Source organism: Streptomyces sp. NPDC055966, from assembly GCF_042269865.1.
In the GTDB taxonomy this organism is placed as follows: Bacteria; Actinomycetota; Actinomycetes; order Streptomycetales; family Streptomycetaceae; genus Streptomyces.
Map to the genome: position 1 here is coordinate 591411 of NZ_JBHJYK010000001.1, position 25710 is coordinate 617120.

The 25710-nt window shown below is 70.8% G+C and carries 23 protein-coding genes; 9 read left to right on the top strand and 14 right to left on the bottom strand.

Features of this window, described 5'->3' with window-relative positions; all coding sequences use genetic code 11:
- Positions 1-105 precede the first annotated feature (105 nt).
- The 5 genes from ACFC8N_RS02735 (at position 106) to ACFC8N_RS02755 (ending at position 6883) form a co-directional block, all read left to right on the top strand.
- Positions 106-1653: a hypothetical protein gene (locus ACFC8N_RS02735; RefSeq protein WP_376285720.1), complete on the top strand. Its 1548-nt coding sequence runs from the start codon at positions 106-108 to the stop codon at positions 1651-1653.
- A complete protein-coding gene (locus tag ACFC8N_RS02740) occupies positions 1650-3218 on the top strand; it encodes a hypothetical protein (RefSeq protein WP_376285723.1) in 1569 nt (522 codons plus the stop codon). Before ACFC8N_RS02735 ends, ACFC8N_RS02740 begins: the two co-directional genes overlap by 4 nt.
- Positions 3215-4756 carry a lipopolysaccharide biosynthesis protein gene (locus ACFC8N_RS02745; protein WP_362819654.1) on the top strand — a complete coding sequence of 514 codons (1542 nt, stop codon included), beginning with the start codon at positions 3215-3217 and terminating at the stop codon, positions 4754-4756. Before ACFC8N_RS02740 ends, ACFC8N_RS02745 begins: the two co-directional genes overlap by 4 nt.
- Before the next feature lie 63 nt (positions 4757-4819).
- The gene (locus ACFC8N_RS02750; RefSeq protein WP_376285726.1) at positions 4820-6385 is read left to right on the top strand and encodes a fibronectin type III domain-containing protein; all 1566 of its coding nucleotides are present in this window, start codon (positions 4820-4822) and stop codon (positions 6383-6385) included.
- A 3-nt stretch (positions 6386-6388) separates the two neighbouring features.
- On the top strand, positions 6389-6883 hold the full coding sequence (locus tag ACFC8N_RS02755; protein ID WP_376285729.1) for an adenylyltransferase/cytidyltransferase family protein: 495 nt from the start codon (positions 6389-6391) through the stop codon (positions 6881-6883).
- Here the strand turns inward: ACFC8N_RS02755 and ACFC8N_RS02760 are convergent.
- Positions 6779-7504 (bottom strand): CDP-alcohol phosphatidyltransferase family protein, encoded by a 726-nt coding sequence (locus ACFC8N_RS02760; protein WP_376285732.1) that lies wholly within the window; start codon positions 7502-7504, stop codon positions 6779-6781. The genes ACFC8N_RS02755 and ACFC8N_RS02760 overlap by 105 nt on opposite strands.
- A gap of 43 nt (positions 7505-7547) precedes the next feature.
- On the opposite strand from ACFC8N_RS02760, the gene ACFC8N_RS02765 reads away from it, so the two are divergent.
- Complete coding sequence (locus ACFC8N_RS02765) at positions 7548-8894, top strand: glycosyl hydrolase family 28-related protein (protein ID WP_362819658.1); 1347 nt, start codon at positions 7548-7550, stop codon at positions 8892-8894.
- A gap of 41 nt (positions 8895-8935) precedes the next feature.
- On the opposite strand, the gene ACFC8N_RS02770 is transcribed toward ACFC8N_RS02765, so the two are convergent.
- The gene (locus tag ACFC8N_RS02770) at positions 8936-9241 is read right to left on the bottom strand and encodes a hypothetical protein (RefSeq protein ID WP_356023043.1); all 306 of its coding nucleotides are present in this window, start codon (positions 9239-9241) and stop codon (positions 8936-8938) included.
- Between ACFC8N_RS02770 and ACFC8N_RS02775 the strand changes: the two genes are divergently transcribed.
- The 3 genes from ACFC8N_RS02775 (at position 9228) to ACFC8N_RS02785 (ending at position 11826) form a co-directional block, all read left to right on the top strand.
- Positions 9228-9623 carry a hypothetical protein gene (locus ACFC8N_RS02775; RefSeq protein WP_356023045.1) on the top strand — a complete coding sequence of 132 codons (396 nt, stop codon included), beginning with the start codon at positions 9228-9230 and terminating at the stop codon, positions 9621-9623. The two genes, ACFC8N_RS02770 and ACFC8N_RS02775, sit on opposite strands and share 14 nt — an antisense overlap.
- Before the next feature lie 63 nt (positions 9624-9686).
- The gene (locus ACFC8N_RS02780; protein WP_356023048.1) at positions 9687-11312 is read left to right on the top strand and encodes a fibronectin type III domain-containing protein; all 1626 of its coding nucleotides are present in this window, start codon (positions 9687-9689) and stop codon (positions 11310-11312) included.
- Positions 11313-11520: 208 nt separating this feature from the next.
- Positions 11521-11826 carry a hypothetical protein gene (locus ACFC8N_RS02785; protein WP_362819660.1) on the top strand — a complete coding sequence of 102 codons (306 nt, stop codon included), beginning with the start codon at positions 11521-11523 and terminating at the stop codon, positions 11824-11826.
- A 159-nt stretch (positions 11827-11985) separates the two neighbouring features.
- Here ACFC8N_RS02785 and ACFC8N_RS02790 read toward each other — a convergent pair whose 3' ends face one another.
- The 12 genes from ACFC8N_RS02790 to iolC all read right to left on the bottom strand — a co-directional run bounded on the left by ACFC8N_RS02790 (position 11986) and on the right by iolC (position 25615).
- Positions 11986-12303: a hypothetical protein gene (locus ACFC8N_RS02790; RefSeq protein ID WP_356023052.1), complete on the bottom strand. Its 318-nt coding sequence runs from the start codon at positions 12301-12303 to the stop codon at positions 11986-11988.
- Positions 12304-12393: 90 nt separating this feature from the next.
- Positions 12394-12711, bottom strand: a complete 318-nt coding sequence (locus ACFC8N_RS02795; protein WP_356023055.1) for a hypothetical protein — start codon at positions 12709-12711, stop codon at positions 12394-12396.
- 65 nt (positions 12712-12776) lie between these two features.
- On the bottom strand, positions 12777-13097 hold the full coding sequence (locus ACFC8N_RS02800; RefSeq protein WP_356023057.1) for a hypothetical protein: 321 nt from the start codon (positions 13095-13097) through the stop codon (positions 12777-12779).
- A gap of 389 nt (positions 13098-13486) precedes the next feature.
- Positions 13487-13906, bottom strand: a complete 420-nt coding sequence (locus ACFC8N_RS02805) for a hypothetical protein (protein ID WP_356023059.1) — start codon at positions 13904-13906, stop codon at positions 13487-13489.
- A gap of 169 nt (positions 13907-14075) precedes the next feature.
- Positions 14076-14927, bottom strand: coding sequence for an ABC transporter permease (locus tag ACFC8N_RS02810; RefSeq protein ID WP_356023061.1), 852 nt, complete (start codon positions 14925-14927; stop codon positions 14076-14078).
- The gene (locus ACFC8N_RS02815; RefSeq protein ID WP_376285740.1) at positions 14924-17572 is read right to left on the bottom strand and encodes a CocE/NonD family hydrolase; all 2649 of its coding nucleotides are present in this window, start codon (positions 17570-17572) and stop codon (positions 14924-14926) included. The genes ACFC8N_RS02810 and ACFC8N_RS02815 overlap by 4 nt, the downstream gene beginning before the upstream one ends.
- 194 nt (positions 17573-17766) lie before the next feature.
- Entirely contained in the window at positions 17767-19164 is a 1398-nt protein-coding gene (locus ACFC8N_RS02820) for an APC family permease (RefSeq protein WP_356023066.1), read from the bottom strand.
- Positions 19165-19454: 290 nt separating this feature from the next.
- Positions 19455-20957 carry a CoA-acylating methylmalonate-semialdehyde dehydrogenase gene (gene mmsA / locus ACFC8N_RS02825; protein WP_376285743.1) on the bottom strand — a complete coding sequence of 501 codons (1503 nt, stop codon included), beginning with the start codon at positions 20955-20957 and terminating at the stop codon, positions 19455-19457.
- Positions 20958-20972: 15 nt separating this feature from the next.
- Positions 20973-22853, bottom strand: coding sequence for a 3D-(3,5/4)-trihydroxycyclohexane-1,2-dione acylhydrolase (decyclizing) (iolD, locus tag ACFC8N_RS02830; protein WP_362819663.1), 1881 nt, complete (start codon positions 22851-22853; stop codon positions 20973-20975).
- A complete protein-coding gene (gene iolB / locus ACFC8N_RS02835) occupies positions 22850-23689 on the bottom strand; it encodes a 5-deoxy-glucuronate isomerase (RefSeq protein ID WP_376285746.1) in 840 nt (279 codons plus the stop codon). The genes iolD and iolB overlap by 4 nt, the downstream gene beginning before the upstream one ends.
- Before the next feature lie 7 nt (positions 23690-23696).
- Positions 23697-24668, bottom strand: coding sequence for a deoxyribose-phosphate aldolase (locus ACFC8N_RS02840; protein WP_356023075.1), 972 nt, complete (start codon positions 24666-24668; stop codon positions 23697-23699).
- Positions 24665-25615 (bottom strand): 5-dehydro-2-deoxygluconokinase, encoded by a 951-nt coding sequence (iolC, locus tag ACFC8N_RS02845; protein WP_362819665.1) that lies wholly within the window; start codon positions 25613-25615, stop codon positions 24665-24667. Before iolC ends, ACFC8N_RS02840 begins: the two co-directional genes overlap by 4 nt.
- Between the last annotated feature and the right edge of the window lie 95 nt (positions 25616-25710).

Here is a 25710-nt window from a genome sequence, read left to right on the forward strand (position 1 = left end):
TGAAGGGGGATGCGAGGTGCCCAGAGTATTGAGGTTTGTCCGATTTGCTCCGCATTGGCGCGCCTGATGCGGTATTACGGGACGGAGGCCGCTATACATCTGCCGGTGAGGTTTCCGCCGAAGCACTCGCCGTACTCGCCGCACTCGTCGACCGCAGAAATCCCCGATGCCCCGGTGCGGGACGCGTGCGCCCGCAGTGTGCCCGGGGTCTGCGTCTGGGCCGTGGTGCTGATCGTCGTGCTGCCGGTGCTGGTACTCCGGCCGCACCACGGGCCGGTGCCGGCGGCCCTGCTGCTGCAGGGTGTGGTCGTGGCGCACACCGGGGGCGCCCTCACCCGCGTGCTGACCGCTCCCACGGTCCGGCTCGTCGCCTTCGGCTTCTGGATGTTCTCCTACATCTGGTTCGGTCTGGCCCCCCTGGCGCAGCTCACCTCGGACACCTACCCCTGGCCCTACCGGGCCGGCGCGGAAACCTCCTTCGCGGCCGTGGCGGTCGTCGAGCTGGGGCTGCTCGCCCACAGCGCCGGAACGGCCCTCGCCGTGCGACGCGCGGCCACCCGTGCCACCCGGCCCGGCGCGCTGGAACGGCTGCTCGCCCGCCGCCTTGCGCCCTGGCGCGTCCTGGTGCTGTCCGGACTCGCGCTGGTGCTCGCGGTGCTGCTGATTCCCGGCCAACCAGGCGGAGTCGTCGCGTACTTCACCAGCCGCCAGGCCGTCCACGAAACCGGCGCCCTGAACAACGCGTCGGACTCCTTCCTGCAGCCTCTGCGCAGCTGGTCGCTGTCCGTGCCCGCCTTCTGGGGGCTGTTGGGCCTGCTGCGCCTGCCGCGCCTGCCGGGCGGCGACCGCCTGCTGCGCGGCCTGCGATGGCTGCTGCTGCCCCTGCTCGTCGCCCTGAACATCGTCGTCAACAACCCCATCAGCAAACCGAGGTTCTGGGCCGGCACGGTGCTGCTGACGCTGCTGTTCACCGTGGACCGGTGGTGCCGCCCCCGGGCCTCGCGCGCGATCGCCGGCGCCGTTCTCGCCACGGTGCTCGTCGTCTTTCCCTACAGCGACTACTTCCGCTACGACGACCGGCAGACGGTCGCCGTCGTGTCGATGGCCGAGCAGTTCACCGCCAAGGGCGACTACGACGCCTTCCAGCAGGTGCAGACCGGCCTCGACTACGCGCGGGAGAACGGGGTTTCCCCCCGGTCCGCACTCGGCCCCCTCCTCTTCATGGTGCCGCGCTCGGTGTGGCGGGACAAACCCGACGACACCGGTATCGCGCTGGCGCGGTACGCGGGTTACGACTTCCTCAACCTGTCGGCGCCCCTGTGGATCGAGAGCTACCTGTGGGCCGGCCCGGTCGCCGTGGCCCTCGTGTTCTGCCTGCTGGGCGCGGCGGGACGCCGTATGGACGAGGCACGGGAACGCCTGCGGGACCGGCGCGGCACGCTGGCCGCTCTGCTGGTCCCCGCCTTCGCCTTCTACCAGTTGATGTTCCTCCGCGGAAGCCTGCTCGGTATCACGGGCCCGATGCTGCTGATGATGACCGTTCCGCTGCTCATCAGCACGTCAAGGCGCCAGGTGTCCGAACTCGCCGCACCGGCGGCCCGGTCCGCCCCCGTCCCGCACGCCTCACTTCCTCACCCAGGAGGCCACCTGTGACCGGTCCCATCCCCTTCGACGACCGTTTCGGCGAACCGGACCAGCTCCGTGACCAACTGCGCCTGCTCCTTCGCCACCGGGTGGCGATGGCACTGGGGGTCGCCCTGGGGCTGCTCGGCGGGCTGGCCATGGCGCTCTACGACGCCGGCACCTACAGCTCCACCAGTGACGTTCTGGTCCGCGCCGGCGCCGACCCCTTCGACACGGTCAGCGTGCCCGTCGACAACCAGATCAGCATGAGCACGGAGCAGCAGATCGCCGCCAGCGCGGCCGTCGCCGTCCGTGCGGCGCAGGCCCTGGGACAGCCCGACAGCCGCGCCGCCGCTCTCCAGGACCATCTCCGGGTCACCAACCCGGCCAAGTCCCAGATGCTCCGCTTCGAGTTCACCGCGAGTGCCCCCCAGCGCGCGGCGCGCGGCGCCGACGCCTTCGCCGAGGCCTATCTCGCCGACCGCAGGAGCCGCAACGACGCGGCGGTGCTCCGGGCCGTCGACGGCATGAGAACGCAGATCACCGCGCTGACCCGGCAGACGAGGAAGGACTGGGACAACAGCGCGGACGGCGCCGCCGTACAGAGCGAGATCGGCAGCCTGCGCAAGCGCGTGGCCGAGATCAGCTCCCGCGACACCAGCGGTGGCGACATCGTCCGCAGGGGCGCGGCGCCCGCCCTGCCCTCGGGTCCCGGGACGGGCACGCTGGCCGTCCTCGGTCTGGCCGGCGGTGCCGTCCTGGGCATCCTGCTGGCCTGGCTGTGCTCGGCCCTGGACAGCCGGGTGCGGTCGGCCCGCGAGGTGCAGGCCGCCCTGGGCGCGCCCGTGCTGGGCAGCCTGCCGGCCGGCCCACGCGCGGACGACGCGCTGCTGACCGTCGGCCGCACGGACGGCGCCCGGGCCCAGGCCTATCGGTCCCTGGCCTTCCGTACCGGGCTCTCGGGCGGTGCCGGCTGCCTCCTCGTGGTGACGCCACGGGCCGACGACAGCGCCGGGGCGGTCGCCGCGAACCTGGCCGCGGCCTTCGCGGAGTGCGGACGGGAGGTCGTGCTCGTGGACGCCGACCCCGACGCGCACGGCCTTGCGGCCCGCCTGCCGCTGGTGCCGGCGGAAGAGCGCACCGAGCCGGATCCCTCCCTGCCCGAGGGGGGCGACCTCGTCGACGCGGGCTCTGCGGGACGGTTTGCCCTCTGCCGCGGTGGCAGGACCGGCCGGTCCCCGCTCACCGACGTGTCCCAGGCGATGGACCAGGCGGCGTCCGGCACCTGCCCGCCCACCACGGTCGTGGCCGGCCGGCCCCTGCTGGAGCACCCGGACGCGCTGGTGGCGGCCCAGCACTACGCCGGTGTCGTGGTGGTCACCGGACGTGACACCCGGCGGGACGACCTCAGGCAGACGGGCGAGCTGATCAGTTGTTCCGGCGTACGACTGCTGGGCGCCGTGATCGACGCCGGACGCGTGCGGGGCGGTGCCGCCGTGCTCCGCCGCGTGAAGCCCCGTCTCCGGACCGAGAGCGTCCTGCCGGGCACGCAGCCCGCGGGGCAGCACGACACAGTCACGGTCTCCAGGGGATGACGCCGCCCGGCGCGGCCGCTCCCACCACCGGGGCCCCCGCCCGCAGCACGGTCGCCGCCGCCGCACGGGGCGGTCTGTGGGGCGCGGCGGGTTCCGCCACGAACGCCGTGTTCGCCTTCCTCCTGGTCGGCCTGATCACCCGAGCGGCCGGAGCCCAGGGGGCCGGAGCGATCTTCACGGGCGTCGCCGTGTTCACCATCGCCAGCAACGTCTGCAAGCTCGGCGCCGACACCGGGCTCGTCCGCTTCATCCCCGGCGATCTCGCTCTCAACGGCGGCCGCTCGGTGGGCTCTTTGCTGCGCATGGCCGTGCTCCCGGCGGTGGCGGCCGCCACCGCGACCAGCGCGGTGCTGCTGCTGTGCCCCACGGTGGCCACCACGCTCCTGCCGCACCTGCCCCGCGCCGACGCGGTCGCCCTGATCCGGTTCTTCGGCCTGGTCCTGCCCGCCGCCACCGTCAGCCTGCTGCTGCTCGGCGCCACCCAGGGATACGGCACCGTGGTGCCGTTCGTCTCCGTGGAGCAGATCGGCAAGCCCGTGCTCCGGGTGCTGATCGCGGTGCCGGTGGCCTGCTGGGTTCCCCGGATGATGTCCCTGGCGGCGGCCTGGCTGCTGCCGGCGCTGGCCGGTCTCGCAGCCGCATGGCTGGGCCTGCACCGCTGCCGGGCCCACCACCGCACCACGACGGCCCCACGGGGTGGAGAGCCCGTCTCCTGGCGGGCGTTCTGGGCCTTCTCCGCACCCCGCGCGGTCTCCTCCGTCTTCGACATCAGTGCGGTCTGGGTGGGGGTCATCCTGCTGTCGGCGCTGGCCACCGACGCCGAGGCGGGTATCTACACCGCCATCGGCCGCGTCGTCACCGCGGGCACCCTCCTCCAGCTCGCCGTCCGCCTGTCCGTCGCACCCCAGCTCAGCCGGCTGCTCGCCGTCGGCGAGGTCGCCGAGGCCCACCACCTGCACCGCATCTCGACCTGCTGGATCGTCCTCTTCTCCTGGCCGCTGTTCGTTCTCATCGCCGGCTTCCCCCGCACCGTCCTCGCCGTCTTCGGGCCGGAGTTCACCCAGGGGGCACCCGCCCTGGTCGTCCTGTGTGCCGCCGCCGTGGTCAATGTCGCGGTCGGCAACGCGCAGACCGTGCTGCTCATGGCCGGCAAGAGTTCGTGGCATCTGGCCTGCACGGCTGCGGCGTTCGCGGTGCAGCTCACGGTGGGCGTGCTCGCCGTGCCCCGGTGGGGCATCCTCGGCGCGGCCGTCTCCTGGGGCGCGGCCGTCGTCGTGGAGAACCTCTCGGCCGCTCTGCTGGTCCGGCTGCGGCTCGGCTTCACCACCGTGGCCGCCGGATACACGAGCGCTCTCGGTATCGGCCTGGCCGTCTCGGTGGTGCTGGCAGCCGTGCGCCTCCTGTCGGGTGACACTCCGTCAGGACTCGCCCTCAGTCTGACTTTCGGAATGTCGGTCTTTGGTACCTTTTTGTGGCGATATCGCGCGCCTCTGGGTGTGAGCGAGTTGGTCCAGGTGCTGCGCCGTCGCACCGCGTGAGCCGGCACCGTCCGCATCGATGCCCTCGTCCTGCCCGCCCCCCCTTTCCTTTGAGGTGTCCCCTTGCGTCAGAGCAAGCTCCGTAAGAAGGTGGTCGCGGGCCCGGCTGCCGCTGCCCTCATCTGCACAGGCGCTCTGCTCAGCTCTCCCGCGACCGCGGTCGCGGGCCATGCACCGGCAACGTTCACCGCGGATCCGCTGGCCACCTGGCAGACGGACGGCATCGTCTGGTCCCTGGCCTACGCCCGCGGTGTCGTCTACGCCGCGGGCTCCTTCGACACGGTCCGTCCGCCCGGTGCCGCGCCGGGCACCCGGCAGGTCCAGCGGCACAACTTCGCCGCGTTCGACGCCGCGACCGGAAAACTGCTGCCCTGCGCCCTGTCCTTCACCTCCGGTGCCGGCCCGTACACGGCCGGCACCGTACGGGCCATGAAGCCCTCCCCCGACGGGCGGGTGCTGTACGTGGGCGGCTCGTTCGGCCACGCCGGGTCCACGGGGGTGGCGAACGCCGTGGCCGTCGACACGGCCGACTGCACCCTGCGCAAGGACTTCCGGCCCGCGGTGAACGCGACCGTGCGGGCCATCGAGACGACCGACCGCGGGGTGTACCTGGGCGGTGACTTCAACCAGGTGGGCGGGCAGAGCAGGAACCGCATCGCCGCCTTCACCCCCGGCGGTTCCCTGCTGCCGTTCAAGGCCGACATCGATCTTCCGGTCCGCGCCCTGTCGGCCGTGCCCGCGAGGCGCGAAATCCTGGTCGGAGGTGACTTCAAGTCGGTCAACGGCCGGCCGGCCCACGCCCTGGCCGCGCTGGACATCACCTCCGGGGCGACGGTCCACACCTATCCCGGCTGGCTGCCGGCCGCTTCGGTGGTCAAGTCGTTCGCGCAGGACGGCTCTCACTTCTACATCGGCGCCGAAGGGACCGGGCACCGTGTCTTCGACGGACGTATCTCGGCCCGGCTCCGCGACAACAAAATGGTGTGGAAGGACACCTGCCTCGGCGCCACCCAGGCCGTCCTGCCCTACAAAGGGGTCCTCTACAGCGCCTCCCACGCACACGACTGCTGGGGCACCCCCGGCGGGTTTCCCGAACGAGGCCTTCGCCACACTCTCCTGGCCCAGTCGGTCACGGACCGGCGCATCCTGCACTGGTTCCCCGACACCGACGGCGGGCTCGGAGAGGGGGTCGGCCCGCGCGCCCTGACCATGGCCCGGGGCACCCTCTGGGTGGGTGGCGAGTTCACCCGGGTCAACGACCGGCCACAGCAGGGACTCACCCGCTTCGGCACCGGAACGCCCACGAGCCTGCCGCAGACCCCCGCCCTGACGCTGCTGGCCGCGATCCCGGGAAAGGTCACCATCGGCTGGCGCGCGTCGTGGGACCGCACCACCGCCGCCCTGGCCTACCGGCTCTACCGGGACGGAAAGCCCGTCTCCCGGCAGACCCTCTCCTCCACGCCCTGGAACCTTCCGCAGATGAGCTACACCGACTCCGTGCCCGCCGGTACGCGCCACCGGTACGCCATCGAGGTGACCGTCACCGGCACCCGCACCTCCCACAGATCGCCCTCCCTGTCCGTGACGGTGCCCGCACGCACCGGCCCGAGCCCGACGACCGGAGGCTGACCCGTGGAAGCGACACTCATCGGATACGCGCCCGGCGTCTGGGACCTGTTCCACATCGGGCACCTCAACATCCTGCGTCAGGCACGCCGGCGCTGTGACCGCCTGGTGGCCGGGGTGGTGTCCGACGAACTGGCCGGGCGCGTCAAGGGCAGGCGGCCGGTGATCCCGCTGACCGAGCGCCTGGAGATCGTCCGCAGCATGCGCCACGTCGACGATGTCGTGGTGGAGACACACGAGGACAAACTGCGGACCTGGCGGCAGGTCGGTTTTCACGTCGTCTTCAAGGGAGACGACTGGAAGGGCACACCCACATGGGAAAACCTCGAACGCCGCTTCGCGGACGTCGGTGTCGACGTCGTCTACTTCCCCTATACGGTCCACACCTCCAGCACACTACTGCGCGGGGCGCTGGAACTGATGCAGTTCCCGGTACCACTTCACCGAGAAGGCGACGAGGAACAGGACATGAGCCAGCAACAGCCCGCAGTACAGAACTAGGAAGATGGCCGGACTGCCGAGAAACAGAAAGCTGATACAGGTCGTGCCGTAGTCGACCGGCAGGAGCAGCACGGGCCCCAGCACCGAGGCAGATCCCCTGTCCGTTCCCGCCACCACTCTTCCCCCCTTGAGCTTCTGCGTGAGAATGCCGGCGAAATAGATCACCACCGCTGCGGACTGGAACACCACGGGGGCCAGCAGAAGGAGCGGACTGGACAGAACGAAGAAGCGGTAGAACGCCACCAGGACGACCGAGTGCAGCGTGACGATCCTGACGCAGTCCAGCACATGGTCCAGCCACTCGCCCGACAGACTCGCAGAGCGCTGGATCCGGGCGAGCTGACCGTCTGCCGCGTCCAGGGCGAAGCCCAGGACAAGGGCCACGCCGACACAGACCGACATCACCGGCGCGGGCCGCAGCAGGGCCACCGCCGCCAGGGCCGGAAAAGTGAACAAGGCACCGAGGAGCGTCAGCTGATTGGGGGTCGCACCGATCCGGAAGGCCAGCGCGGCCATGACACGGCCGGCCGGGCGATTGACGAACCGACTGTAGACCGACACCCCCTTCGCCGGTTTCTGTGCCGTCGAGAGTTGCCTCAGCGTCTCCGCGAACTCGGCCATCACCCTCCTTGGTGACACAACCACGTGAGAAAGGAAGGCAACTATGTCAGAACTGGGTGGTGCGATCTCACGCAACCGTCGGAATATTCTGCGTGGCGGAGCGTCACTGCTGGTCGCTGCGGCCCTGCCGGCCGACAGCGCGTCCGCCAAAAGTGCGCACCCGGGGCCGATGTCCGCGATCAACGTAGCCGAACTCGGTGCCGTGGGGGATGGAAACACCGACGACACAGCGGCATTCGAATCCGCCTATGCGCTCGCCGCCGCCCATGTCCGGGGCGGGGTGGGCAGACTGGTGATCGAGATTCCCGCCGGGGACTTTCTCATCACCCGTCCCTGTGCGCTGCTGAACGGCGTGGCCCCGCCTCGGCCCGCGAACGGTCTGCGCTTTGTCGGGGCCGGCAAGAACATGACCGCCCTGGTCTTCCGCCCGGCCACCGGCCCGGGCTCCTATCTGTGCCGCAATGAGGACAGCTGGTCGAACCTGTCCTTCGAACGCATGCAGTTCCGCTCGGACACACCGGGCGCGTCCTTCTTCAGTTCCTATTCCACCGGCCAGGCCCAGGACTACCGGTTCTCGGAGTGCGAGTGGCTCGGGGAATGGGAGTACGGGCTGGCCCTCGACGGCACGGACACCAACTCGGAAATGCGCTGGGAAGCCTGCACGGTCGCCGGCAGCTATCGGAAGGCGTTTCTGTACTCGGGGCTCACGGGCCGCAAACAGGCCAGCCCCAACTACCAGGACCAGTTCCTGAACTACTGGTTCACCGACATGAAGGTCGAATACGAGTGGGGCAACTTCCTGGAGTTCCCCTACGGCGGATCCATCAACTGCCGCGGCGGCTCGTACATCATCACCGGCAAGCGCCCCAAAAGCAGCCCGGAGTACGGCACCACCAGTACCTTCTTCCGCTTTCCGGTCAGCCGACACCACGACTCGGTACAGCGTTTCCACGCCCAGGACATCCGGTTCGAAGTACGTGACCCGGACGTCAGGATCATCGACTGCGTGTGGAGCAGCGGAACGGTCCACTTCAACGACTGCGACGACACCGCGATCGCCTTCCAGGACTTCTCCGCCGAAGTCCGCCCGCACCGCTACACGGTGGGCCCACGGGGACCCCTGATCCGCTACGACTCCTGTCAGCTCGTGGGCCGCCACCAGTACCGGACAGCCCACGAGGGGGAGAGCCTGCCGACCGTCGTCCGCTACGACATGTGCCTGCTGCGGAGCCATCCTCGGACCGAGTTCGCCGTCACCGAGGGCACCGGTCCCGCCCGCTTCGTACAGTTCACCGACTGCATCGACACCGCGCCCACCGGCGACACGTCCCCCCCGGCACCGCCCAGCACCCCGGGGGTGTCCCCCGGCCCGCCCCCTTTCCGGCCCTGAGGGGGCCCGGGCCGTCCCGGGCCCCCTCACCTGCGGGTTCCTCAGGAGTACTTGGTGGGCTTGACGCAGAAGTCGATGCGGCTGAGATTCGCGAACTTGCCGGTCGAGTTGACCGGGGCGTGCAGCGGTCCGGCGGCCTCGATGCCGTCGGGGAAGCCCGTCGTGCTGTCGTAGGTGACCACGGTGGAGCCGGCGGTGCCGCCCGTCGCGGTGACCCTGACGACGGAGCGGTGAGCGGAGCTGGGGATGTCGAAGCTGAACACCTGGCCCTGGGCGGTGCTGGAGACGGTGAGCTTGAAGCTTCCGTCGCCGGGGATCGCGACGGAGCCGGTCTTGGGATTGGTCACGCTGACCGCGGTCGAGCCCGGGGGGCAGACCGGCGGAGGGGGCGGCGGCGCCGTCTGGCACCCGCACGGGGGCATGGTCGGCATGGGCGGCATCGACTGGCACGCCGAACACCCGGACGTGGGCGGCTTTGTCTGGCACGACGGGCACCCGGTCGTGGGGGTGGTCGTCGCCTTGCACGACGTGCACGCCTGCGTCGCCCGGGGGACGGCGTGGGCCGACGCCGGGCCGGCGGCGATGCCGAAGGCCAAGGTCGCGGTCAGGCCGGCGCCGACGAGCCCCGCTCCCCAACTCAACTGCCGTGACTGCGTCTTTGTTCGGGCGGCTACTCGCATGACGAGCACTCCTCCTCGTTGCTCGGGGTACCAGAGCTCGGGTACCTGATCTGGCCCGAGATTCCCACGAACAGCATGCCGTGGTGGGTTACGACTCCTTTTCCTAGGCCATTTGAGCTTCACTAAGGTCCTGAAGGGCGGAGCGCGTCGTCGCGGCGTCGCGAAATCCGGGGCCGGGTGCCTACTTTCGAGTTCCATGCGACCAAGTAAAAGCACGGCCAGGACCGCCACCACGGCTTCCGCGGTGGCCCTCCTCACGGCCGCTTCGCTCACGTCCGCTTTCGGCGCGCAGGCGCACGACGTGAAAATCCCGCGTGCCGAGAAGACCCTGCGCGGTGAAACAACTCTGACCGCGGCCCCGTTGGCGACCTGGCAGACGGACGGCATCGTCTGGTCGGTCGAGTACGCACGCGGTGTCGTGTACGTCGGCGGCACTTTCGACAGCGTCCGCCCGCCTGGCGCGAAGCCCGGCCAGAAGCAGGTCACCCGGAAGAACTTCGCGGCCTTCGACGCGGCGACCGGCAAACTGCTGCCGTGTGCCCACTCCTTCACGGAAGGCGCCGGGACGGTACGGGCGCTGAAGGCATCGCCCGACGGCAAAGTACTGTATGTCGGCGGATCGTTCGGCAAGGTCGACGGCGCCGGAGTGGCCAGTGCGGTCGCCCTCAACACGGCCGACTGCTCGCTGCGGAGGGATTTCCGCCCCGCCGTGGCGGCGCCCGTACGGGCCATCCAGACCACCGGCACGACCGTGTACCTGGGGGGCGATTTCACGGTCGTCGACGGCCAGGAGAGAAAGCGCCTCGCGGCGCTCAGCCGCAGCGGGACACTGCTGCCGTTCAAGGCGGACATCGACGAGCCGGTCCGGGCCCTCCTGGCCGCACCTGATCGAGGACAGGTGCTCGTCGGCGGAAGGTTCCACAACGTCAACGGCAAGCCGGAGCAGGCGCTGGTCTCCCTGAATCCCACGACGGGTTCGACGGTGAGGTCCTTCCCGGACTGGCTGCCGGATCGATCCGCGGTGACGTCGCTGGCCCGCAACGGCGACCGCTTCTACCTGGGAGCCGAGGGCGAGGGGGCGGGCATCTTCGACGGCCGTATCGCGGGCCGGCTGTCCGACGGCGCGATGGTCTGGAAGGACACCTGTCTGGGCGCCACTCAGGATGTCGTCGTGTACAAGGACGTCCTGTACAGCGCATCCCACGCCCACTACTGCGGCCTCACCCCCGGGGGCTTCCCCGACGGACCCCGACGGCATTTCCTGGCTCAGTCGATCGGTGACAAGAGCATCCTGCACTGGTTCCCCGACACCGATGACGGTATCGGTGAGGGAGTCGGCCCCCGTACGCTCGTGATGGCCGGCGGCGTCCTCTGGGCGGGCGGAGAGTTCACCACGGTCAACGGCAAACCCCAGCAGGGTCTGACGCGCTTCGGGGCCCGCCCCGGCGACACGGCCCCGGAGGCGGCGCCCCGGCTCACGGTCGGGCGTGCCCGCGCCGGAACGGTCACGCTCACCTGGCGTGCCGCATGGGACAGGGACGACGCGGAGCTGACGTACCTGATCTACCGAGACGGTGTTCTCGTGGCCTCGCGGAGGCAGCGGTCGGCCGAATGGAACCGACCGGACATGACCTACACGGATTCCGTCCCCCACGGCTCACATCACCGCTACACGATCGCCGTCACCGACGGAAGGCACACGACACCGCGCTCGGAACCGATCGACGCGACCGCCTGAGGGGGCCGGTCATGTGGTGACGGACGCCCGCCGTCGGCGGCCCGGTGCCGCACGACGGCGGGCCGCTTATCCGTTTTTATCCGCGAGGTCATTCGGGATGTATGAGTTCCGGAAACTTGCCGTCAGCGGAGTTTCCCGCGGCGCATCTCTCTCGTTAGCCCAGGAGAAGTGTGACCCGAGCTCCCGAGCTGCGGACGAAAGGAACACAATGAAGAAGCTGAAGGCTGCGGCCCTCATGGTCGGCACCCTGGCCATCGCGGGGGCTGCGGCGCCCGCTGTCGCCGCGGACGTGCCGGCACAGGGCATTCTGGAGGACGGGAAGACGGTCACCCGTGCTCTTCCCAACGCAGCCGAGATGCCGACGGGCGCCGTCGCCAACGACGTCAGGACCGCGACAGAGGGCGTGAAGCAGTCGGGCATCGTCAAGACACCCGTCTTCGGCGGCACCCTTCCGAACCCTCTCAACGGCAAGTCGCCTGCCCAGCTTCCGGCCAAGCTTCCGATCGCCAAATAACTGATCGTTTCAGAGGACACACACCCGCCGAGCGATCCAGGCCGGCTCCGTTTCCCGGAGCCGGCCTTCGGCGTTCTCGGGACGCTCTTCCAGGGCGGCCACAGAAAACAGCTGGCGGCCCGCCGAATGTCGGCGGGCCGCCAGGCCGGTGATGACTGCTCAGAACAGCAGGCCGCCCGCGTAGGGGGCGTTCTGCGCCTGGTTGACTTCGGCCGTGTTGCACGCGGCGTAGTGCGAGTTCGGCGCGACCACGCCACCGAGAACGGCACCGTTGGACCACGGCGCGATGCAGCGGCCGTCGATCAGAGCACCGTTGGAAACGACAAGCCCCTGCTGAGGGGAGTTCACGACGACCGGAGACTCCGCGAAGCCGTTGCCACCGCTGGCGAAGGTGTTGCTGTCGGCAGCAGCGGTGCCGGCGGCGGCCAGGACGAGGCCCGCGGCGAGCGCGGAGAGAGCCGTAACCTTGTTACGCATGAGATGCGCCTTTCGGTTGTGGGAGGGGTGGGTTGGACGGGAACGTCTGCTGACATCCCCGCTCCGGGGGGGGTTCGGAGCGCGAAGGGGTCAGAACAGCAGGCCGCCGGCGTACGCCGCGTTCTGCGCCTGGTTGACACCGGCCGTGTTGCACGCGGCGTAGTGCGAGTTCGGTGCGGCGACGCCGCCGAGAACGGCACCGTTGGACCACGGGGCGACACAGCGGAGGTCGACAAGCGTGCCGTTGGAGACGATGGCGCCCTGCTGGGGGGCGTTCACGACGACCGGGGACGACGAGAAGCCGTTGCCGCCGGTGACAGTCGTGCAGTTGTCGGCTGCGGCGGTGCCGGCGGCCGCCAGAACGACACCTGCGGCGAGGGCCGAGATGGCCGTAACCTTGTTACGCATGAGATGTCCTTTCCGGACTGCGTTTGTGGAGGGTTCACCTGCCCCGAATTACTCGGAGCGGGGGGTCAGAAGAGCAGGCCGCCGACGTACGGAGCGTTCTGCGACTGGTTGACAGCAGCGGTGTCACAGGCGGCGTAGTGCGAGTTCGGCGGAACGACGCCGCCGAGAACGGCACCGTTGGACCACGGCGCGATGCAGCGGCCGTCAACGAGGGCGCCGTTGACGACGACCACACCCTGCTGGGGGGCGTTCACAACGACCGGGGACTCCGAAAAGCCCTCACCGCCAGTGACGTTGGTCGTGTTCGAATGGGCGGAGGCAACGCCCGCGCTGCCGCAGAGAGCGCCAAGGGCCAGTGCGGTGACGACCGCGAACTTCCTGGTCAACTCGGTTCCTTCCTGGATTCACGGTAACCCGCGCTTACATGGCAAGAAACCGAAATATGCGGCGGAAAGTCACGCGGACACCGGCCATACCAGACGGATTCCATCGGATGGCGGAACGATGCCGTGCCCCGCTTCCCAAGTGCCTCACGGGGAAGCAGGAGCGGACGCCGACATGCGTCCGGCCCACTGGTCAGGAGGATTCCAGTGGGCCGAACAGGCTTGAGGCGTATCCCGGGCATCGCATCGGGCACCGGGCGAGTACGGAGCTGCTGGTCCGGCTCCAGACTCTGCGCTACGCCTTTAAGGCGCCGGACGTGGGTGACGAGAACCGGATCAGAGTGTCAGAATTCCGGCGGCTTTCACCGCACCGACTCCTGACGGTTTACGTGTCATCCCTGGCTGAGCAGGCTACCGAGCCCGGCGCTGGTCGGCGCATTCAGCGGATGGAGCTGAACAGATCCGGTTCCGGCCGGGTTCTTCACCGGAATTGCGGGCTTCTTACTGCTGTCGCGTCCCATCCCGTCCAGGTATACGCCGGAAGCCCGCGCCGCCTTGTTCGTGCCGGTGACCGTAGATGACTGGTTCTCGTCGAACGCACTGCCCTTGGTGAGGTTGCCCTGCTTGGCCACCCGCATCACGGTGTCGGCCGCGGGCACGATCGCCGGAGTCACCTCGGCCTGGGACATGAGACCGAGCGGGCCGGTTTCGTGTTCCGGCGCTTTGGCGGTGGCCGACGCCGCGACGGCGGAGCCACCCACGAGACTCGCGCCAATGGCCAGCGCCGCAGTGGTGAGAACTGCCTTGTTCATGATCACCTCACTTGGAGTTACCTCTGATCCGACAGAGGCAGAACATAGCAGTCCACAGCCCGCCCAAAGCGATGCACTACTCCATACGCATGAAGTTTTCCGCAGTGAAGGAGCGCACATTATTCAGATTCCTCGGCGCACTACCGGAGAAAGAAATACGAAAAAGCAATTATGAAACCACATCTTTGCGGGCGAAGCCTCGGAAGGCCAGGGCGAACAGCACCAGGGCGTAGGAGACGGAGACCGCCGCGCCCTGGATCATGCCGGACCACTCGGCGTGCGGCTGGACGGCGTCGGCCCAGGCGAACTGCCAGTGCGCGGGCAGGAAGTCGCGCCAGTGGCCGAGGGCGGTGACCGCGTCCAGGACGTTGCCGACGATCGTCAGGCCGACCGCTCCGCCGACCGCGCCGAGCGGGGCGTCCGTCTTGGTGGACAGCCAGAACGCGAGCCCGGCGGTGACCAGTTGGGAGACGAAGACGTACGCCACGACCACCAGGAGCCGCTGGGCCGCCGTGCCGCTGTCCAGCGCGCCGCCGGTCGGTATCTGCAGCGGGCCCCAGCCGTAGGCCGCCGTGCCGACGGCGAGCGCGACGACCGGGAGCAGCACCATCGCGGCGAGGCTCATCCCGAGCGCGACGACGAGCTTGGACCACAGCAGCCGGGCCCGGGGCACGGGCGCGGCCAGCAGATAGCGCAGCGAGGACCAGCTGGCCTCCGAGGCGACCGTGTCCCCGCAGAACAGGGCGACCGGGATCACCAGCAGGAAGCCCACCGAGACGAACAGGTTGACCGCGGCGAAGTTGGCGCCCGACGCGGTGGCCGTGTCCATCAGGGTGACCTGGCCGTTCCGGTCGTGCGGGGTGCCGATCGCGAAGGCGATCAGCAGCACGAACGGCAGCAGGGCGAGGATCGCGCCCATGACCAGGGTGCGCCGCCGCTTGAGCTGGCGGACCAGCTCGACCCGCAGGGGCAGGGTGTGCCGGGTCTGATAGCCGGAGGCGACCTCGGCGAGCGTGCTCATGCGGAACCTCCTATCAGGGTCAGGAAGGCGTCTTCGAGGCGGCGGTGCGGACCGACCGAGGCGACGGGCACGTCGAGGCGCACCAGTTCCACGACCAGCCGCTCGGCCGTGCCGCCCGGCTCCAGCCGGACCAGCAGTCCGTCGTCGGTGCGCACGGCGGAGGCGACGCCGGGCAGCGCGCCGACCTTCTCCACGACCGGCTCCTGCACCGGTGCGGCTGTGCCGACCAGCAGGGTGTCGCCGGAGCCGACGATCTCGTGCACGGGGCCCGCCTGGACGAGCCGGCCGCGGTCCATCACCACGAGGTGGGTGCAGGACTGCTCGACCTCGGCGAGGAGGTGGCTGGAGACGATCACCGTACGGCCGGCGGCCGCGTAGCGGATCATCACCTCGCGCATCTCGCGGATCTGCGGCGGGTCGAGGCCGTTGGTGGGCTCGTCCAGGATGAGCAGGTCGGGCAGGCCGAGCATGGCCTGGGCGATGGCGAGGCGCTGGCGCATGCCCTGGGAGTACGTGCGCACCGCGCGGGCGAGCGCGTCGCCGAGCCCGGCGATCTCCAGCGCCTCGTCCAGGTGGGCGTCCGCGGGCGGGCGGCCGGTGGCCCGCCAGTACAGCTCCAGGTTCTCCCGGCCGGACAGGTGCGGCAGGAAGCCCGCGCCTTCCACGAACGCGCCGACCCGGGACAGCACGGCCGCGCCGGGCCGGACGGCGTGCCCGAAGACCCTTATCTCTCCGTCGTCCGGGGTGATCAGGCCCATCAGCATGCGCAGGGTGGTGGTCTTGCCCGCGCCGTTGGGGCCGAGCAGGCCGAGCACCTGGCCGCGCTCCACCCGGAAGGAGAGCTCGCGCACCGCGTACCGGTCGGTGGACCTGGCGTACCGCTTGCTCAGGTCCTTGATGACGAGCGGGACTTCGGCCAGCTCCGGGGCGGGTGCGGGGGCGGTCGTGCGGCGGCGGGCGGTGAGCAGCAGGGCGAGCGCGACGGCCGCGCCGGCGGCGGGCAGCCACCACACCCAGGACGGCAGGGGCGCGGCGGCGGTGCTGACGGCGGGGGCCGTCGGCACGCTCAGGGCGTCCTTGAGGGAGACGGTGTAGGTGGCGGGCGCGGCCGGGGAGGCGTAGCCGAGGTCGGTGGAGGCGAGGACCAGGCGGAGCCGGTGGCCCTTCTGCACCGTGCGGTCGATCGCCGGGAGGGTGATCGTCACGTCCTTGCCGGCCTTGGCGCCGGTCACCCGGAAGGGGGTGACGAGCTGGCTGGGCAGCACCTGCTGGGTGCCGCCGGGGCCGACGTCGTAGACCTTGCCGAACAGGACGGCGTCGTCGCTGGTGGAGGTGAGGTGGACGGTGGCGGTCGGGGTGCCGGTGATCTGCAGGTCGCGGGTGAGCGGGGCGGAGTCGAACTTCGCGTACTGGCCGGGGAAGTCGAGGGAGATGCCGACGCCGAGCGCGGAGAGCTGGGACAGGCCGCCGGAGCCGCCGAGGCCGGGCAGGGCGGAGACACCGGGCGGGCTGGCGCCGGCCGGGTTGGCGATCCGCTGGGTGCCGCCGGTCAGGGCGACGGCCCGCCGGTGGTCGCGCAGGCCCGGGTAGGCGGGCGCGGTGGCGCCGCGCAGCTGGGCCGTGCCGTCGTTCGAGTTCACGCCTCCGGTGCGGGTGATGCGGAAGGCCGGGCCGGTGTCGGTGTTCTTGTCGCCCTTCAGATACCGGTCGAACCAGGCGCGCACGCGTGCCTGGACCCTGCCGGTCTCCATGTCGCCGCCGTCGTGGCCGCCCGCGATCCAGTCGACGTCCACGGGGGCGCCGTTGGCCCTGATCGCCTTCTCGGCGGCGTCGGCCTGGCCGAGGGGGAAAAGGGAGTCCGTCTGGCCCTGCACCAGCAGCGTGGGCACCTTGATGCGGGCGGCGACCGCGGACGGGGAGCGCTCCTCCAGCAGGGTGCGGGCGGCCTGGTCGGGGGTGCCGGACTCGGCGACCCTGTCGTACATCCGGCACAGCTCGGGCTCGAAGTGGACGCAGCCGCCGCCGCTGTTGAAAAAGATGCCGGCCCACAGCTTCTTGAACACGCCGTTCGGGAAGAGGGCGTCGGCGAGGTTCCAGTACGTGATGGCCGGGGCGATGGCGTCCACGCGGTGGTCGTGTCCGGCGGCGAGCAGGGAGATCGCGCCGCCGTAGGAGCCGCCGGCGACGCCGACGCGCGGGTCGCCCGGCTTGTCGAGCTGGACCTGGGGCTGGGCGGCGAGCCAGTCGATGAGCCGGGAGACGTCGGCGACCTCGGCCTCGGGGTCGTTGAGGCCGATCTTCCCGGTCGACCTGCCGAAGCCGCGCGCGGACCAGGTCAGGACCGCGTACCCGTCCCGGGCGAGGTCCTCGGCCTGGCCGCGCATGTCGTCCTTGCTGCCGCCGAAGCCGTGTCCCAGCAGGACGGCCGGGTGCCGGCCGGAGCCGGCCGGGGCGAAGAACGAGGTGTCCAGGCGGACGCCGTCGACCGCCATCATCCGGTCGGTGCGGTGCACCGGGGGCGGGCCGCCGGAGGCGGCGGCCGTCCAGGTGCCGGCGCCGGCCAGCACCACGACGGCGGCCGCGGCGGCCATCAGCCGCCGCGGCCCCTTGAGCAGCCCTCGCGGTGAGGGCACCCGAAGATCCATGCCTCAACGGTACGGGCCCGCACTGACATCCGACGGATCCCCCGGGCTGAACCCCGGCCCCTCCCTGGGGAGTACGGGTCCGCCGGATGTACTTCGGGCGCGGTACGCGAGGATCCCGGTCGTGGTACCGCGGGGCCATGGAGCGCCGCGGGGCCTCAAGGCCGGCGTCGTCGGCGTGTCCCTCGGGCCGGCCGTCAGGCCTCGGCGTCCTCCGGGATCGACACCAGCCAGCGGGTGTCGCGGCGCGGGCGGAGGTAGAGGGCCCAGTAGAGGGTGGCGACGGCGGTGATGGCGCCGGTCCACAGCAGGTAGGACGGGTCCTGCTCGACGAGGATGTAGACGAGGACCGCGATGAGCAGCACCGGCATCGCGGGCCACAGCGGCATCCGCCAGGCCGTGCGGCTGCCGTGCCCGCCGCGCCGGGCGAGCAGCGCGGCGACGGCGACCAGCAGGTACAGGCCCGTGACGGCGACGCCGGTGACGCCGTACAGCGTGTCCAGGTTCACGAAGCAGAGGAAGGCTCCGGGCACGCCGACGACGAGGGTGGCGACCCACGGGGAGCCGAACCGGCCGAGCTTGGCGAGGGCGTTGTTGACCGGGGTGGGCCAGGCCTTGTCGCGGGCGGAGGCGAACAGGACGCGGGAGTTCTGGATGACCATGACGATGCCGGCGTTGATGATCGCGAGGGCGACGCAGAGGCTGACGAAGGTGCCGACGGCCGAGTTGCTCCAGGCGATGACCATGCTGCTGATGTCGCCGCCGGTCAGGGACTTGAGGTCACCGGCGCCCAGGGTGATCGCCACGACCGGGACCAGGATGACCACGCTGGAGATGGCGAGCGTGGCGAGGACGGTGCGGGCGACGTTGCGGCGCGGGTGCTCCAGTTCCTCGGAGAGGTAGATCGCGGTGGAGAAGCCCTGGGTGGCGAACAGGGCGATGGCGAGTCCGGACAGGACCATCATGGCGGTCACGGGGTTCACGTGCGCGTGCTCGCCGGCGATCTGCATCGAGCCGAGACTGCCGAGGCCGCGGTGGGAGTGGGTGAAGCCGAGGAGGGCGACGACGCCGGCGGCGACGACCTCCAGGACCAGGAAGATGCCGGTGATCCAGGCGTTGGCGCGCAGGTCCAGCAGGCCGGCGAGGGTGGCCGCGAGCATCACGCCGGCGCCCGTGAGGGACGGGTCGAGGTGGACGACCGGGGCGAGGTAGTCGGCGGTGCCCATCGCGATGACCGGAGGGACGATCATCACGACGAGCAGGGACATCACGAAGGCCAGCCAGCCGGCGAGGCGTCCGGCCAGCGTGGAGACGATGGCGTACTCGCCGCCGGCGCTGGGGATGAGGGTGCCGAGCTCGGAGTAACAGAAGGCCACGGGGATACAGAGCAGCGCGCCGATGACGAGGCACAGGGCCGTCGCGGTGCCGAGGCTGGAGAACAGGTCGGGCACGATGACGAAGAGCGTGGAGGCGGGGGTGACGCACGAGAGCGTGAGCAGGGTGCCGCCGACGACGCCGATGGACCGCTTGAGTTTCTGGGGGCTGTCAGAAGCGGCTATGACGGCGGGGTCGACAGAGCGGAGCGTGTCGGTCATACGGCGGTTCCGATCGACTCGTGCGAGTGAGGGTGAGGACGGGAGCGCTATCGCCTCCGGCGGGCCTGGTCGTACGTGCTCTGGTCCGCTCCCGGCGGCTGAATGGAACCCCGACGAAAACCGCCACGTCAATGGGTGTTCACCTACGAAATCCGCAGCAAAAAGACGGCCTGAAGCCGGTTCTCGCAGCAACGGTCCCTATAGGCGGGCACTTGCACCGGTACGAGAATCGCAGTGCCCGGGCACAAAAAAACAGGGCCGTCCGCTATACGGACGGCCCTGTCGGGCGCTCAGTGGTTGCGCGGGAAGCCCAGGTCCACGCCCGCCGGGGCGTCGGCCGGGTCGGGCCAGCGGGTGGTGACGACCTTGCCGCGGGTGTAGAAGTGCGTGCCGTCGTTGCCGTAGATGTGGTGGTCGCCGAAGAGGGAGTCCTTCCAGCCGCCGAAGCTGTGGTAGCCGACGGGGACCGGGATCGGGACGTTCACGCCGACCATGCCGGCCTCGACCTCCAGCTGGAAGCGGCGGGCCGCGCCGCCGTCCCGGGTGAAGATCGCGGTGCCGTTGCCGAACGGCGAGGCGTTGATGAGGGCCAGGCCCTCCTCGTACGTCTCGGCGCGCAGCACGCACAGCACCGGGCCGAAGATCTCGTCCTGGTAGGCCTTCGCCGACGTCGGCACCCGGTCCAGCAGCGAGAGGCCGATCCAGTGGCCGTCCTCGAAGCCCTCGACCGTGTAGCCGGTGCCGTCCAGGACCACTTCCGCGCCCTCCGCGGCCGCGTTCCGCACGTAGGAGGCCACCTTGTCGCGGTGGGCGGCGGTGATCAGCGGGCCCATCTCGGACGTCGGGTCGTTGCCCGGGCCGATCTTGATCTTCTCGGCGCGCTCGCGGATCTTCTCCACCAGCGTGTCGCCGATCGCGCCGACCGCGACGACGGCCGAGATGGCCATGCAGCGCTCGCCCGCCGAGCCGTAGGCGGCCGAGACCGCCGCGTCGGCGGCCACGTCCAGGTCGGCGTCCGGCAGGACCAGCATGTGGTTCTTCGCGCCGCCCAGCGCCTGCACCCGCTTGCCGGCCGCGGAGGCGGTGGTGTGGATGTAACGGGCGATCGGGGTCGAGCCGACGAACGAGACCGCCTTGACGTCCGGGTGCTCCAGCAGGCGGTCCACGGCCACCTTGTCACCGTGCACGACGTTGAAGACGCCGTCGGGCAGGCCGGCCTCGGCCAGCAGCTCGGCGAGCTTGACGGAGGCCGACGGGTCCTTCTCGCTCGGCTTGAGCACGAAGGTGTTGCCGCACGCGATGGCGATCGGGAACATCCACATCGGGACCATCGCCGGGAAGTTGAACGGCGTGATGCCCGCGACCACGCCCAGCGGCTGGCGCAGCGAGGAGACGTCCACCCGGCTGGCGACCTGCGTCGACAGCTCGCCCTTCAGCTGCACGTTGATCCCGCAGGCCAGGTCCACGATCTCCAGACCGCGCGCGACCTCGCCGAGCGCGTCGGAGTGCACCTTGCCGTGCTCGGCGGTGATCAGCTCGGCGATGGCGTCCCGGTTGGCGTCCAGCAGCGCGCGGAAGCGGAACAGGATCTCCGTGCGCCGGGCCAGCGAGGACTGGCCCCAGGTCACGAAGGCCTCCTTCGCGGCGGCGACGGCGGCGTCCACCTCGTCGACCGACGCGAACGCGACCTTCGTGGTGACCGCGCCGGTCGCCGGGTCGGTGACCGGCCCGTACGTGCCCGACGCGCCTTCGGCGGTCTTGCCGCCGATCCAGTGGTTGACGATCTTCGTCATGCCCAGAAACTCCTTTTACAGATGGCGGCGTCGGGTCGAGACGTGCCGGTCGTACAGCTCACGGGCCTTGACCGCCGACGGTCGGGTCGCGGTCTCGGCCACAGGAACATCCCACCAGGCCTGCGCCGGAGGCGCGCCCGACACAGTGTCGGCCGTTTCGGTCTCGACGTAGACACATGTGGGAGTGTCGGCGGCCCGCGCCTCGGCGAGCGCCGCGCGCAGCTCCTCGACGGTCTTCGCGCGCAGCACCCGCATGCCCAGGCTGGCCGCGTTCGCGGCGAGGTCGACGGGCAGCGGGGCGCCCGTGAGCGTCCCCTCCTCGGTCGGGAACCGGTAGGCGGTGCCGAACCGCTCGCCGCCCACCGACTCCGACAGCCCGCCGATGGAGGCGTACCCGTGGTTCTGCACCAGCAGGATCTTGATCGCGATGCCCTCCTGCACGGCCGTCACGATCTCCGTCGGCATCATCAGGTACGTGCCGTCGCCGACCAGCGCCCACACGGTGCGCTCCGGCGCCGCGAGCTTCACGCCGATCGCGGCCGGGATCTCGTAGCCCATGCAGGAGTAGCCGTACTCCAGGTGGTACTGGTCGTACGAGCGCGTCCGCCACAGCTTGTGCAGATCGCCCGGGAGCGAGCCGGCCGCGTTGACGATCACGTCCGACTCGTCCACCAGGGCGTCCAGCGCCCCGATGACCTGCGGCTGCGTCGGCCGTACGTCGATCTCGTCGGCCTCGAAGCAGGCGTCGACACGCTGCTCCCAGCGCTCCTTGTCCTCGGTGTACTCGGTGACGTAGGAGTCCCGGACGCGGTGGCCGTGCATCTGGAGGGCCTCGGTCAGCTCGCCCAGGCCGCTGCGGGCGTCCGCGATCAGCGGCAGCGCGGCCAGCTTGTGGCCGTCGTAGGGCGCGATGTTGAGGTTCAGGAAGCGGACGTCCGGGTGCGCGAAGAGGGTGCCGGAGGCGGTGGTGAAGTCGGTGTACCGGGTGCCGACGCCGATCACCAGGTCGGCGGTGCGGGCCAGTTCGTCGGCGGTGGCGGTGCCGGTGTGGCCGACCCCGCCCACGTCCTGCGGGTGGTCGTGGCGCAGCGAGCCCTTGCCGGCCTGGGTGGAGGCGACCGGTATGCCGGTGGCCGACGCGAACTCCGCGAGGGCCTCCTCGGCGCGGCTGTGGTGGACCCCGCCGCCCGCGACGACGAGAGGCCGCCGGGCCGCGCGGATCGCCGTGACCGCCTCGGCCAGTTCGACCGGGTCCGCGCCCGGCCGGCGCACGGTCCACACGCGCTCGGCGAAGAACTCCTCCGGCCAGTCGTGGCCCTCGGCCTGCACGTCCTGCGGCAGGGCGAGGGTGACCGCGCCGGTGTCCACCGGGTCGGTGAGTACCCGCATGGCCTGCAGCGCGGCCGGGATCAGGGCTTCCGGGCGGGTGATGCGGTCGAAGTACTTCGACACCGGGCGCAGCGTGTCGTTGACCGAGACGTCGCCCGCGTACGGCACCTCCAGCTGCTGCAGGACCGGGTCGGCGGGACGGGTGGCGAAGACGTCGCCGGGGAGGAGCAGGACAGGGAGGTGGTTGATGGTGGCCAGAGCGGCGCCGGTGACCAGGTTGGTGGCGCCGGGGCCGATCGACGTCGTCACCGCGTGCGCGGACAGCCGGTTCGCCTGACGGGCGTAGCCGACCGCCGCGTGCACCATGGACTGCTCGTTGCGGCCCTGGTGGTACGGCATCACGTCGCGGTACTCGATCAGCGCCTGGCCGATCCCGGCGACGTTGCCGTGCCCGAAGATGCCCCACGTCGCGCCGATCAGCCGGCGCCGCTCGCCGTCGCGCTCGGTGTACTGCGCGGCGAGGAAGCGGACCAGCGCCTGGGCGACGGTCAGCCGGGTCGTGGTCATCGGTACCCCCCTGTGCTCTCTACGTGATCCGGGTGGAAGCAGATCCGCCACTCCCGCGTCGCGCCCGGGCCCGCCATGACGTTCAGGTAGTACATGTCATGCCCGGGCTGGGCGATCGACGGGCCGTGCCAGCCGTCGGGGACGAGGACGGCGTCGCCGGAGCGGACCTCGGCGAGGACGTCGGTGCCGCCCTCGCGGGAGGGGAACACGCGCTGATAGCCCAGGCCGTTCGGGCCGTCGATCTCGAAGTAGTAGATCTCCTCCAGCACGGACTCCTCGCCCGGCCGGTGCTCGTCGTGCTTGTGCGGCGGGTACGAGGACCAGTTGCCGCCCGGCGTGATCACCTCGACGGCGATCAGCTTGTCGCAGTCGAAGGAGTCGGCGGAGGCGAAGTTCCGCACCTGGCGGGCGCAGTTGCCGCTGCCGCGCTGCTCGACGGGGACCTCCGGCGCGGGGCCGTAGCGGGCGGGGAGTCGTCGCTCGCACTTCGCTCCTGCCAGGGCGAAGCGGCCTCCCGCGCCGGAGGCGATCTGGACCCGGGCGTCCCGGGGAACGTACGCGAAGTCGGAAGCCTTCGCGAACACGCTGTCCCGGCCCAGGAGTTGGAACTCGTGCTGCTCGGTTGACGCAGTCTCAATTTGTACGGTACATCCGCCTTGCAGCGGAAGCACGATCCACTCACTGTCCCCGGCGGTGAACGTATGTGTGCCGCCGGGCGTCAACTCGGCCACCCGCAGACTGCTGTGCGTCCAGCCGGCCGCCTTGGGATCGATGTCGACTGCGTACTGGGCGTTCGCGGTCGCGCCCTTGGGCAGATGCGGATCGGTACTGGTCATGCGGCCCTCACAGCAGTCCTACGGCGGTGTCCACGGCGGCGGCCACATCGCCGTCCGCCGGGTACAGCAGCGAGCGGCCGACCACCAGGCCGCGCACGGTGGGGAGTTGGAGCGCGCCGCGCCACTTCTCGTAGGCGGCGATCTGGCTCTCGGGCGAGTCGCCGATGTCGCCGCCGAGGAGGACGGCGGGCAGGGTCGAGGTCTCCATGACCCGGGCCATGTCGTCGGGGTCGTCGGTGACCGGCACCTTCAGCCAGGTGTAGGCGGAGGAGCCGCCGAGGCCGGAGGCGATGGCGATGGACCGGGTGACGGCCTCGGCGGACAGGTCGTTCCTCAGCTTCCCCTCGGGGGAGCGGCGGCTGATGAACGGCTCCACGAAGACGGGCAGCCGGCGCGCGGCCATGTCGTCGATCGCCCGGGCGGTGGACTCCAGGGTGGTCAGGGAGCCGGGGTCGTCGTAGTCGATACGCAGCAGCAGCTTGCCCGCGTCGAAGCCGAGCCGCTGGATGTCCTCTGGGCGGTGCCCGGTGAAGCGGTCGTCCAGCTCGAAGCGGGCGCCCTGCAGTCCGCCCCGGTTCATCGAGCCCATGACCACCTTGTGGTCGAGGACACCGAGCAGCAGCAGGTCGTCCAGGATGTCGGCGGTGGCGAGGACGCCGTCCACCCCGGGCCGGGACAGCGCCAGGCACAACCGCTCCAGCAGGTCGGCGCGGTTGGCCATGGCGAGCCCCCGGTCCCCGACGCCGAGCGCGCCCCGGGCGGGGTGGTCGGCGGCGACGATCATCAGCCGGCCGCCCTCGTTCAGCAACGGCCTGCGCGCCCGGCGGACGGCCGCCTCGGAGATCGCCTCGGGGTGATGGGTACGGATGCGGACGAGTTCGGCGACGTCGACACGCGGACTTCTCCCGCCGTCGGTACGGGGGCTCCTCCCGCCGTCCCCGCCCTCGGCGTGGGTGCCCGCGACGCGGCCGGCCCTCACAGCACCGCTCCGGCGTCGAGCGCGGCGGCCACCTCGTCCGGGGTGGGCATCGCGGAGGAGCATTCCAGGCGGGAGGCGACGATGGCGCCGGCCGCGTTGGCGTGCCGCATGATCGTCTCCAGGTCCCAGCCTTCGAGGAGGCCGTGGCAGAGGGAGCCGCCGAACGCGTCCCCGGCGCCGAGTCCGTTGAGGACGGTGACCGGCAGGGGCGGCACCTCGGCCGAGTCGCCGTTCGCGCCGACCGCGAGGACACCCTTGGGTCCCTGCTTGACGACGGCGATCTCGACCCCGGCCGCGAGGAGCGCGCGAGCGGCCTCGTGGGGCTCGCGCACACCCGTCGCGACCTCCACCTCGTCCAGATTGCCGACGGCGACGGTCGTGTGCCGCAGCGCCTCGGCGTAGAAGGGGCGGGCCTCGTCGGGGTGGCTCCAGAACATCGGGCGCCAGTCGAGGTCGAACACCGTCGGGCCGGACTTCGCCCGGTGGGTGAGGGCCGCGAGGGTCGCCGTACGGCTCGGCTCCTCGCTCAGGCCGGTGCCGGTGACCCAGAAGATCCGGGCGTCGCGGACGGCGTCGAGGTCCAGGTCGTGGGCGTCGATCTCCAGGTCGGGCGCCTTGGGCTGCCGGTAGAAGTAGAGGGGGAAGTCGTCCGGCGGGAAGACCTCGCAGAAGGTGACCGGGGTCGGCAGGCCCGGGACCGGCGTGACCCAGCGGTCGTCCACGCCGAAACCGCGCAGCGCCTCGTGCAGATAGGCGCCGAACGGGTCGTCACCGGTACGGGTGATCACGGCGGTGTGCCGGCCGAGCCGGGCCGCGGCGACCGCGACGTTCGTCGCCGAGCCGCCGAGGAACTTGCCGAAGGACGACACCTGGGCGAGCGGGACACCTGTCTGGAGCGGGTAGAGGTCCACCCCGATCCGCCCCATGGTGATCAGGTCGTACGCCATCGGCTTCCCTTCGTCGCGGCTCTTCCCCGGCTCGTCCCGGCTCTTTCCCGGCTCGTCGCGGCTCTTCCCGGATTTCTAGCCTCCCCGGGCCGACC